Source organism: Bradyrhizobium sp. UFLA05-153 (assembly GCF_054185185.1).
On the sequence record NZ_JBBIAM010000193.1, the window covers coordinates 1 to 10,488 of the forward strand.

The following is a 10,488-nucleotide window of genomic DNA, read 5'->3' on the forward strand; positions in this document are numbered from 1 at the left end:
TGCAGCAAGCGGCCCGAGGCGTCATGCCCCGCGATGTTCGGGATGGCAAGCAACGCATCGCACGTCGCGCCCGCATCGATCGCAGCTAAAAGATCAAGCAGCGCGTTCTCGCCCTCGCCGCGGCACATGACGTCGCAATGCACCGCGCAATCCTCGGGCGCTATGGTCGGGTGATGCCCGCCCCAGACTACAAGCGGGGGGCGCGCCAGCGCGCGCAGCCGCACCGAAAGCCGCACCGCATCGGTGAAGGCATAAGAGGTCAGGCTAATACCTACAACCTCGGCCCGCATGTGGCGCACCCAGTCCACCGTCAGCGCCAGCTGCGCATCGGTGATAGGCCGGGGGTCGAGGAAATGGTCGCCGATAAAAAGCGAGGCCACCTGATGCCCGGCCCGATCGGCGACGCGGTGCAGAGTGCGCGGCCCGAAAGCCAGCTGGTTGCGAATTGTAACGAGAGCTAAGCGAGCCATTTGGAGGGATCGCGGTCTGCGGCCTGCAGTGCCAGCCGGATATGATCGATCCTCTTATAGCGCGCCAGGATGGTCTGACCGGCCTCGACGATGTGATAGTCGTAAAGCGCCGTCGCCCCGACCATAGCATCCAGCGCTCGGACGGATTCTTCAGGCCGCTCGGCTCCCGGACCGGCGATGGCGTCCAGAAAGTTGGGCGCGGTGGCTATGGCGGCCGTGCGCCTTCCGGCTCCGGGGTCGAAGACGGCCTCGGGCCGCGGATAAAGCATAAAGTCCATCAGCCGCAGTGCGTCGTCGGCATTGCGCATGTGCAAATAGGACAGGGTCGAGGCCGCGAGCTTCTCCTCGAAGACGGTGCCCGCAGGCGCCCAATAGGCATAGCCGCGCATCATCGCAGCCTCGGCGAAGAACAGCCCGGGCAGCAGTTCGTGAATCCCGGAAATAGGCTTTCGGAGGGTGGGATGGGTCTTCTCCGCGGAAATCATGAGCGGGTCACTTCGATATAGGGCGGCGCGTCGTCGATCTCGCGGCCGATGCGCTTTGACAGCGCGTTGATTTGCTTATCGGTAAACCCGGCGCGGCGCCGGAGCGAGCGGGAGATCGGCGCCCGCCGGCGCGTTGGCTTGGGATTCTCGGGCGGTGGATCCTTCGGCTTGAAGAGCTTGACAATATGGGCGTTGGCCTCGACTTCGCCCTTCTCAATCAGCGTATCCAAATCCTCCTCGAGCAACTTTGCGAGAAACCTTGCCCAACGAAGCCCTACGCGTACGTGACGCAGCTCCTCATGCATGATACGCTCCGTGGTGCGCGCCATGTTGACATCACCGTCCTCCAGCGCCTCGCGTCCGCGCTGAAGCTGGTCGTCAAGCGCGAAGGCTTCGCCGGCCAGCGCTAGCGCCACGATGCGCGCGGTCAGGCTAAGCCCGATGAAGCCGTCATAATAGAGGTTAGTGGCCGACAGGGTCGCGAAATCGGCTCCCATCTCCACAATCTGTAGCCGGTTGGCATCGGCATGACGTGCTTCGTCGAAGGACTGTGTGGCGAAATCGCGATAGAATTCCCACGGCAGTTCATCATATTCGTAGACATTGGCCGAACTGATCTCCATCGCGGCCAATTCGCCCGTCATGTAGACATAGTACTGTTCGGGTGGTGAAAGCTGATCGCAGTCGCGAATAGTGGGCGTGTCGTCCCCAGGCGTGCCACAGGGAAAGCGTGAATCGCGCCCCGCTTTCGACGGCAATTCAGGAAGTTCGATTAATCGATCTATGCTGTCATCCATCGCAATCAGCAATCGTCATATTCCAATGGCCGCCAGAGCCGCGCCGTTCGGCGGTCGCTCAACAACCCCTTATCAACTTTCGCAATAGTGGTAACTGCACCACTCACCGGCTGCAAGCCCGCCGCTACTAGCTTTATCACTTCGAGCCCCTCCGGCGCCTTCCCCAACCGCGCGGCATAGACATGCCCGCCGACGCGCTGTAGCGCGGCCAGCGTGTCCAACAAAAGCTGCGCGATGTCGAGGGGCGCGGCGGGCGTAGCGACCGGAGGCATCTCTGCGACACCCAGGAAGCGGAGGTATCTCTCGGCAAGGCGCGCGTTGCGCTTAGCGTCGGCGGCGGCGGGCTCGGTCTCGCGCAGGAATAGCGTGTTTGCACGCGCCTGGACGATCTCGGTCACGCAGCGGGTGGCGGCTATTCCCGCATCGGCATGCGCGCCCGACGCAAGCGGTGGTACGCTGACGGGAGTCAACGACAAATCGAAGGACAGCCCCGCGAAGACGTGCACTCCCTGCGCCCGGCCAAGGTGGTAAAGCCGCCAGGCGACGCCGTGACGCGTCAGCCGTTCCAGTGCGGCACGGGCGTTGCCGTTTTCCAGATCGCTGGCATGCAGGCGGCGGACCGGCCAGCGCTGCGCCTGAAACCGCATCACCACGTCACGTTCGATCAGCTCGAAAAGGCCGTGCAGGATTGCCTCTGCCGCTGTTGCCCCACTCGCGAGACCGTTGAACTCGGCCTGGAAGAGTTTTCGGCCACAGAATGGGTCATAGGGCGTGAGCAGCGCGTTTGCCGGTACCAGACGGGCGCATCCGTCCATCAGCGAGCGCGCCCAACCCCACTCCCTCACCCCTGCAAGCGTTGCAAGCGCAAGGGTTTCGGCCGGCACGACAAGCGCGCCCAGCTCCCGAGCATCGGCTTCGACGAGCACGGGGTGTTCCAGCCGGGACGCCTGTCGGCGCTCGAGGCTCTCCATCATCAGCGATACCATCGCCTGGTCCTCGTCGAGTCCCTTGCCACCGAAATTCCATTCCTGCTGGGGACGTTGGAACAGCCAGTCGCGCCGGTGCCACCCCCAGAAGATCGGGATGCCCACGGGTTCGTTTACGTCGATGCGTTCGAAGTCGATCCCGAGCGGTGCGAAGTAGCGCTCGGCGATTCGGCGCATTTCTGCGACAGGGCGGCAGCGCAGCCCGCTCTGATATGTCAGAATCCGGTCTGCGCCGAGGTCGAACTCTGGCGCGACGGTCAGATCGCCTTCGAGATGCGGCTCAACCACGACCCAGCACCGCCTCAAGCGCTTCTACGGCACGGTCGCAGTCGTCGTCGTTATTGTAGAGCTGCAAGGACAGGCGCAGGCTGCCGGTCTCGGCGGCGAGCACCTGATGCAGCGGCTCGGCGCAGTGATGGCCGCCGCGAGTGTCGATACCGTGGAGCTCGGACAGCAACCCCGCCAGTTGCTCTCCCGCAATTTTGCGATGGCTCAGCGACACGATAGGCGCGCGGCCCGGCTGCGCCTCGCTCCCGCCGAGGATACGTACCTCCGGCAGCCTCCCCAGACGGTAACGCAGCCCATCGGCGAGCTGCGCCAGCCGCTCCGACTGCGCTGAAGTCCGGTGCGCGGCCCAGAACCGCAGCGCCGCCGCGGTACCGATAACGCCGCCTGTGTTGGGCGTACCGTCCTCAAGTCCGTGTGGCGGCGGGCGGAAGGTCGCACGGTCGGGATAGGAGAGCTTGCGCACCGCGCCGCCGCCGCCACCCGCCCGCACCGCGACCAGCTCAGCGAGCGCGTCGTAGCGCCCCCAGAGCACGCCAACGCCCTCGGGGCCAAAGAGCTTGTGCCCGCTGAACGCCACAAAATCGGCCACCTGTCGAAGCGGGCCAAAGCTCCCATGGCCGACCGCCTGCGCCGCATCGAGCACGAGGCGCGCGCCCACGGCGCGGACCGCCGCGCCCAGCGCCGCAACGGGCTGCGCGAGGCCCGTGACGTTGGAGACGACACTGACGCAGACCACATCTCCCGCCCCGATTCTGCAGTCCTTCAGTCGGTCCGCCGCAATCACCCCTCTTGCGTCCAGCGGCAGGGGCCGAATGTCGCGCCGCCCTCGCCACGCCAGCAGGGCGCCATGGTGATCCGCAGGAGACGTCCAGACCCGCGCCTGCCTATCGGCGAGGGCCGTAGCAACGAGGCACAGCGCGGCGGTGCAATTGCCGGTGAAGACGATCTCGGACGAGGCAACGCCGAGGATCTGCGCGATCTCCAGCCGTGCGGTCTCGAAGTGCTGCGTTGCCGCCGCGCCGCGCGCTGCGTTGCTACGATGCACAGGGCCGACGCCGGTGCGGTAGTAGGCCGCCATAGCAGCGATCACCGGCTCGGGCTTCAGCGTTGTCGCGGCGCTGTCGAGATAGACGCGACCATCCGCCAGCTGCGGAAAGGGTGCCCGCAGGGCCACCGCTCGCGCCGACGCACCTTCCCTCGCCGGCATCGCTCCGGTCATGCAGCGCTCCTTCGCTCGTCGGGTGACGCGGTGAGATCCAGGCGATAGTGTAGGCTTTCCCATGGCGCGCTTAGCCGCTCCACCAGCCCGAAGCCCGCGCTCTCTAGCAGGCCGCGCTCCGCGGTATTGGTCGGATGTGTATGCGCTGAGACAAGCGTCGCGCCTACCTCGCGAAACCAGGCCAGCGTGTGTGCGAGCATGCCCGAGCCGACTCCGCGCCGCCGCCAGGATGGGGTGACAAAGCGCGTGAAGAGATAGCCGAAGGGCGCTGCGCCCTCAGGCAGGCGCAGGAAATAGATCGAATGGCCGATCACGACGCCATTGGCTTCGGCGACCAGGAAATTATGCGTGGGCTTCGGGAAATCCCGCACATACATCTCGCGCATCTGCGCATGGGTGAGATTTGGGATGAGTGCGACCGCGCGCGCCTGCGACCCGCCGAACTCCGGGACTGTCTCGAGCACGGTGTCGATGGTGCGCGCGACGATTAGGTCGATCTCGGCAGCCGAGCCTTCGTTGAGTGGGCGTAGCTTGAAAGCGGCGGATGCGTCTGATGGCATCGTGGTCGTCTCCGTCGATGAGATGTCAGGCCGTGCCGCTGCCGTGCCGACCGACGACCGCTTCGAACTTGCCGCTGGCGCTCCAGTGAAAGCCGCGCACGGCCTCGGCCGCGACCGGCTCGGCCGAGACCCCGAGCGCGGCCAGGGCCTCGGCGAGCCGTTCCGTGACCCGTGCCGGATCCGCCGTCCCCCGATAGCGCAGCAGCACACCTTGCGCCAGATCGAGTTGGTAAAACACCATCCCCGAGATCGCGCCCAGCGCGCGGTCGAAACTGCCGAGGGTGACGCTTCGTCCGCCGAGGTGAAAGGCATCTCTGACGCGGCCCGCGAAATCTCCGGCCAACCGCAGGGGGGAGCCGCAGGCGCAGAAGGAGTGTGCGTTGTGCAGGAAGAGATCGGTGGACTCAAATCGCAGGAGCGGCAACTCGATGTCACCGATCGCGGTAACGATCAGACGGTCAACCTCCGCGTTCCAGGGTTCGAATTCAAAATGAAAATACTGCTCGTTCAAATGCACGCCGCCGTAGGAGCAGCTGCGCATAATCTGAAAGCCGCATTCGGTCATACCAAAGATGTCGTGGGGCTTGGTATCCAGACGCGCGGCGAGCCAAGCCCGCGTCGTCCGCTGCACGAAGTTGTAACCGAGATACACACGAGAAAGGCTGGATGGCATCGGGTCCTGCCTCTCGAGCGCCAGCAGGAATGAGGCCAGATAATGCGGATCGGCTACCAGGACCTCGGGCTGGGCGATCGCCAGGTCTTCAGCGATCCGCGCTGCCTCCGCGGGACTGCACCGCATCGGATCGGCCAGCGCGACGGTCAGGGCGAAGCCGTCGTAGCGCTCGGAAAACGGCGGGATCGCGGTACCGCAGGATAGCGACATGCAATGCAGCGGTCCGAAAATCGCGTGCCGCCTCTCGAAGATGTTCTCGTGCAGATAGGTCGATTTGAAGATCCGATCGAGATAGCCGGTGTTGTGCAGCGTGATCAGCTGGTCGCCAGTTGTGCCCGAGGTCCGGAACAGCCGCACACCTTCTTGGGACAGCCGCATGGCCAGCGTCTCGCCGGCGGGCAGGAACTGGGTGGGGAAGGCCGCTCGCCAGTCTGACCGGGTCAGTCGCGGAACCTCCGCGGCGAAGCGTTCGAGGATCGGTCCCTCGACCAGAACCCGTGCCGCGTCGCCGATCCGGCGCTTGTAGAACAACGTTTCGCGCACCGCGCGGTCAACAGCGTCGCGCAAGGCCGCGTGCCGAGCTTCATCCATTCGTGCACGCAACGTCGCGCTCAGATCTTGAGGGGCCGGCGCCAGCAACAGCAGATCGTCGTAGAGCGCTATGTAATCTTCTGCAGGTACCCCCGGCGCGATGCGCGCCAGCGCCGCACCCAAGGCATCCCGCGTCGTGCCCGCGCGCAGTAAAAACAGCGCATCCCGTTCAGACGAATGGACGAGGAACCGGCGGGCGGTGGCGCGGTCGGAGAGGTAGGTCAACGCACCGTCGCAGTCGACGGAAATGCCTTCTCGAAAGATTAGCGCCCGAGCATCGCGAGGTAAGGTCTGTATCATCTCGGTCACAGTTGCCGCTTCCCTTTCGTTAGATTCATGTTACCCTACTACTGTTGGGTGTAACCTTAGGCGTTCACATTTCAAGGCATTTTGATCCGGCAAGGAGGGTGCAATGGAAGCCGAGGAAGGCAAGGGTAAGGGCGACGAAGACGTTGAAGCCACCGGTTTTGAGGTCGATGTCGCCGACGACGAGGGGCGCCAATTCCGTATTTCGATCAAACGGCTTCGCTCGAAGCTCGGACCGCAGGAATTGGAACTGAACAAGAAACTCGGTCGGACGCTGCTCCACTCTCCGAACAACATGACCTGATTTGAAACCTTCTGTCCCGGAAGACATGAGAGTCTCGGGGCGAACCGCGGCCGTCCTTGTCAATCCGCCTTTCCAGCCGCTAACGGTTCCGTCAGTGGGATTGGCGTATATCGCGTCGATCCTTCGGGCGTGTAATTGCAGTGTGCGCGTCGGCGATCTGAACACTGATTGCGCCAGATTCCTGCTTGAGCACGTCCCGAGGCTTGAACGGGACTGGGACGCCGCCTCGCCCTTACATATCGGACAGGCGTTGTTTTCAGCGCTCGCCTTCGGGAGTTCTCCGCGCCCGCCCCAATGGAACGACGCCATCTCGGCCTGCGAGGCGGTCTGGTCGGTGCACTTCCCGGCGCTGCGCGCCGAACTCGACTGCTTTCTCGAGCGCTGGCTAGACGGGCTTAACCTCGGCGAGGCCGATTTCATCGGGATGTCGCTGCTTAATCACCAGCTCCTTCCGACGCTGGCGCTGATTCCGCGCATCCGTGCGCGCGCCCCAGACGCGCGGATCGTGCTGGGTGGCTTCTACGTGACCCCGGCCACGGGGCACATGCTTGTCGCGAATTTGCCTATTGACGCCGCCGTCGTCGGCGAAGGCGAAGTAACCGTCGCGGCGCTTCTCGACAGCCTTAAAACGCCCCACGCCTGGGTCGGCCTGCCTGGGGTGATCGCGAAGGATGCGCAAGGCAGGATCGTCACAGGGCCGCCGCGCCTGCAGATGGACAGTGCCGCTCTCGACGCGCTGCCCGATCCGGATTTTTCGTGGCTCACGCCCGAGAACCGCGCGCGCTTCGACGTTTCAGTACCAGTCATCTCGATCCGCGGCTGCTTCTGGGGCAAGTGTGTATTTTGCAGCGATTTTCGCTTCCACGCTCACAGCACCGCTCGCAGCGTCGAGACCATCGTCGGCGAGATCGCTCGCCAACAAGCGCGCCTCGGGACGCGACGCTTCTATTTCACTGATCTCGCCTCGAACGACAGCATTGCTCGCATGCGGGCGCTAAGCGCGGCGCTGATCGCGCGCGGACTCGAGATCAACTTCGGCATGCTATTCGTGCCCGAGCCGATCGACCTCGAGACCCTGCAGGCGCTGCGCACGGCCGGCTGCGGCTTTATCCAGTACGGCATCGAAAGCCTCAGCGACGATCTGCTTCGGCGCATGGCTAAGCAGCCGCGGCGGCTAGAGAACCTGCGCTGCATCAAGCTGACCGAACTCGCGGGGATCAGCGCCATTTCCAATCTGATCAAGTTTCACCCCGGTGAGACACCCCGGCATGTGATCGAGACGATCGATATGCTCAAGCGCTTTCCGGAGTTGCTCAACGGCAATGTGTTCTCGGGCCCGGTCGAATTCCGAGCCCGCGACGGCGCCAGAATCCAGCGCTTTCTCGAGCGCAGCAACTGGCGCGCTGTGGACCGGGCGATCTCGACCCATTTCTGGCCCGAGGGGCAGGCCGACCGCTTCCCCGACATCGAGTGGATCCCCCAAGTCGAGAGCCCGAACATCGCACTGCACATGGCGCTCTGGAAAGAGGTTGAAGCGCTGCTCGCCGAAAACCGTAGCCGCCCTGGCCACTGGCAAGACGACGGAACGACGCTGGTCCTGTCGAAATACGACTATCGCGAGAATGGTTATCTGAACTATAAGCTCGAGGGCTTGGCGCGCCGCGTCTATCTCGCGCTCGAGGACCGGGTGCCTGACGTTGCGTTGCCCGAACGGACCGCCCTGCCCGCCCGCGCCGTCGCGCCGTGCCTCGACTGGCTCGAGGAGGCGCTGCTAATCTTCCGCCAAGATGGCCAGTCTATCGCGACTCTGCACGCCGCCATGGCGCCGGGCGAGCGCCCGCCCGTTAAACGCACGGTGGAGGGCCGCGAAGAACGGCTGTGCGCCAATGGTCTGTGACACCCCTGCGCGCGATCCGCTGGGGCTTGCACAATGGCCCTATGTGTTCCGCCGGTTCACCGAGACGGTCTTCGGCTACATTGCCGACAATGGGCTGTCGAATGTCTATGGTATTGAGGGCCGCCGAAGCGTCACTCTGATCGACAGCACGACGCATACCTATTACGCCACACGCATCGCCCGCGACATCACGCAGCGGATCTGCAAGCCGATCGGGCAAATCATCTATACGCATTTCCATCGAGATCATGTCCTCGGCGCCGAGAGTTTCGGCGCGACGCAGGGCATTGTCTGCCATGCGCGCTGCGCCGCGCGCATCGTCGACCATGGTGCGGCGATGCAGGACGAACTGGGGCCGGCCTTCGCGTCATGCCAGATCGTCGCGCCTTCTATCACCCTGACGCGCGATGAAGGAATAATAGAGACAGAGGCCGGTGCCCTGCCCTTTGCCCGCGTCGGCGGGCATTCCGACGACAGCCTGATCCTATGGTCCGCGGACGGGCGCGTGCTCTTTGCCGCCGACACGGTCTTTAACCGCGTGCCGCCATATATCGGGCGCTGGTCCTGCATCGACGGCTTCGGGCGGGTTAACGACTGGATCGCGGCGCTGCGGCGCGTGCTAGACGAGCGCAGTGCGCAGGTGGTCTCAGGCCACGGCCCGCCCGCGACGCGCGCCGACGTCGAGGACCTGTTACGGTTCTTTGAATACTATGCTGCGCGGGTCGAGGAAGGCATCCGGCAGGGCTTAGGCCTGCGCGAGATCTGGTTCGGCATCTACCGCCGCGACGGCTTTCTCCGCTGCGACGTTCACCCGGAAGTCTATCTGCACATGGTCACGGCACTTCATGAAGAGTGGACACGGCCCCCGAGCTTCAAGGAACGACAGCATGCAACGATTTGAGAATGACGCGGCGAAGGCGACCGATTTGGTGCTCGACGACCAAGACGTGCCACTCGTCGTGCAGCTAGCCTGCGTGATCATCCAGAAATACGATAAGAACTTCACCGAGGCGATGGCGCGGGCACTTTATGCTTGGCTGTCAATGGAAATGGACTTCACCGATGACCCGGGTGTGCCGGTGACGGGCGCGCCCGATGGACAGAGGGTGACGGCCCACCGCGACGCCCGCGGCTTCTTCCTGAGATTCGAGCAGGCCTAATATGCGCGCCCGGCCCGAGGCAATTCTGCTTGCGGCCAACGGGAAGCTCATGGGCTGGCATCCCGGGGCGGACGCCTATACCCCGCTCGGCGCGGCGGCGCTTGCTTGGCTCGACGGCGCCGATGTGCCCACTCCGGATGACGCTGCTGTGCTCCGGCTGGCGCGGGGGGGCGGTGGCGGCTTGGGTGAGGCGCTTCCTCTACCCGAGGTGGTGCCCTGGGCCGAGGTGACGGATCCCGCCGTACTCGACGCGGCACATGGCATTGGCGACCGGCTGGCGCTCTTCCCTTGGCTCGGGGGCTGGCATCTCTGGGCTTCCGAGCGCCCGCGCGCGGCGCTGCCGCCCGGCTTCCTTCCACTGCTTGCCCGTTTCAATGCCGGGGCGATCCCGGCACATCTGGTTAAGGCCTGGCCCGACCCGACGCAGGCACGCGCGGTCTTGAGTGGGCTTATCGCAGATGGCGCGCTAGTGGCACAGGCCGAAGGACGGCGGCGGGCCAAGGCGCTGTTGGCGCGAGCGCAGGTCGAGGGCGCGCTGATTGCTGCCGAGCCTGCGGCGCAGTCCGTCGCCGCATCTCAGTGGCCGAGTCCGAAGCGGTCGCGCGAGTATTCCCGCGGGCGGCGGGTGCCGGTCTACTGCATTCAGTCGGGCATTTCGCGGTCGTCGATCTGGCATCCAGACGGCGTGCGGGCGAAATGGGGCCGTTCGAACTACCTCCCGCTCGCCCTCGGCATGATCCTCGCCCATCTCC

Annotated in this window: 12 protein-coding genes; 5 read left to right on the plus strand and 7 right to left on the minus strand. The window is 64.7% G+C overall.

Going from position 1 to position 10,488, the window contains the following annotated elements:
- From Q2941_RS48410 to Q2941_RS48440, 7 genes are all read right to left on the minus strand, one after another.
- A partial coding sequence (locus Q2941_RS48410; RefSeq protein WP_458197082.1) for a cobalamin-dependent protein occupies window positions 1–470 on the minus strand: 470 nt, incomplete at its 3' end.
- Window positions 458–955 carry a hypothetical protein gene (locus Q2941_RS48415; RefSeq protein WP_458197083.1) on the minus strand — a complete coding sequence of 166 codons (498 nt, stop codon included), beginning with the start codon at window positions 953–955 and terminating at the stop codon, window positions 458–460. The genes Q2941_RS48410 and Q2941_RS48415, both read right to left, overlap by 13 nt.
- A complete protein-coding gene (locus Q2941_RS48420) occupies window positions 952–1,764 on the minus strand; it encodes a DUF455 family protein (RefSeq protein WP_458197084.1) in 813 nt (270 codons plus the stop codon). The genes Q2941_RS48415 and Q2941_RS48420 overlap by 4 nt, the downstream gene beginning before the upstream one ends.
- Complete coding sequence (locus tag Q2941_RS48425) at window positions 1,758–3,026, minus strand: YcaO-like family protein (protein WP_458197085.1); 1,269 nt, start codon at window positions 3,024–3,026, stop codon at window positions 1,758–1,760. The genes Q2941_RS48420 and Q2941_RS48425 overlap by 7 nt, the downstream gene beginning before the upstream one ends.
- Complete coding sequence (locus Q2941_RS48430; protein ID WP_458197086.1) at window positions 3,019–4,200, minus strand: aminotransferase class V-fold PLP-dependent enzyme; 1,182 nt, start codon at window positions 4,198–4,200, stop codon at window positions 3,019–3,021. Before Q2941_RS48430 ends, Q2941_RS48425 begins: the two co-directional genes overlap by 8 nt.
- Before the next feature lie 41 nt (window positions 4,201–4,241).
- Entirely contained in the window at window positions 4,242–4,805 is a 564-nt protein-coding gene (locus tag Q2941_RS48435) for a GNAT family N-acetyltransferase (RefSeq protein ID WP_458197087.1), read from the minus strand.
- A 25-nt stretch (window positions 4,806–4,830) separates the two neighbouring features.
- Window positions 4,831–6,378 carry a phenylacetate--CoA ligase family protein gene (locus tag Q2941_RS48440; RefSeq protein ID WP_458197088.1) on the minus strand — a complete coding sequence of 516 codons (1,548 nt, stop codon included), beginning with the start codon at window positions 6,376–6,378 and terminating at the stop codon, window positions 4,831–4,833.
- Window positions 6,379–6,481: 103 nt separating this feature from the next.
- Here Q2941_RS48440 and Q2941_RS48445 point away from each other — a divergent pair, with 103 nt between their 5' ends.
- The 5 genes from Q2941_RS48445 to Q2941_RS48465 all read left to right on the plus strand — a co-directional run.
- Window positions 6,482–6,679 carry a hypothetical protein gene (locus Q2941_RS48445; RefSeq protein WP_458197089.1) on the plus strand — a complete coding sequence of 66 codons (198 nt, stop codon included), beginning with the start codon at window positions 6,482–6,484 and terminating at the stop codon, window positions 6,677–6,679.
- A gap of 142 nt (window positions 6,680–6,821) precedes the next feature.
- Window positions 6,822–8,576, plus strand: a complete 1,755-nt coding sequence (locus Q2941_RS48450; protein ID WP_458197090.1) for a B12-binding domain-containing radical SAM protein — start codon at window positions 6,822–6,824, stop codon at window positions 8,574–8,576.
- A gap of 43 nt (window positions 8,577–8,619) precedes the next feature.
- Window positions 8,620–9,477 (plus strand): MBL fold metallo-hydrolase, encoded by an 858-nt coding sequence (locus Q2941_RS48455; protein ID WP_458197091.1) that lies wholly within the window; start codon window positions 8,620–8,622, stop codon window positions 9,475–9,477.
- Entirely contained in the window at window positions 9,464–9,736 is a 273-nt protein-coding gene (locus Q2941_RS48460) for a hypothetical protein (RefSeq protein ID WP_458197092.1), read from the plus strand. Before Q2941_RS48455 ends, Q2941_RS48460 begins: the two co-directional genes overlap by 14 nt.
- A 1-nt stretch (window position 9,737) precedes the next feature.
- The coding region (locus Q2941_RS48465) for a hypothetical protein (protein ID WP_458197094.1) at window positions 9,738–10,488 on the plus strand (751 nt) is incomplete at its 3' end.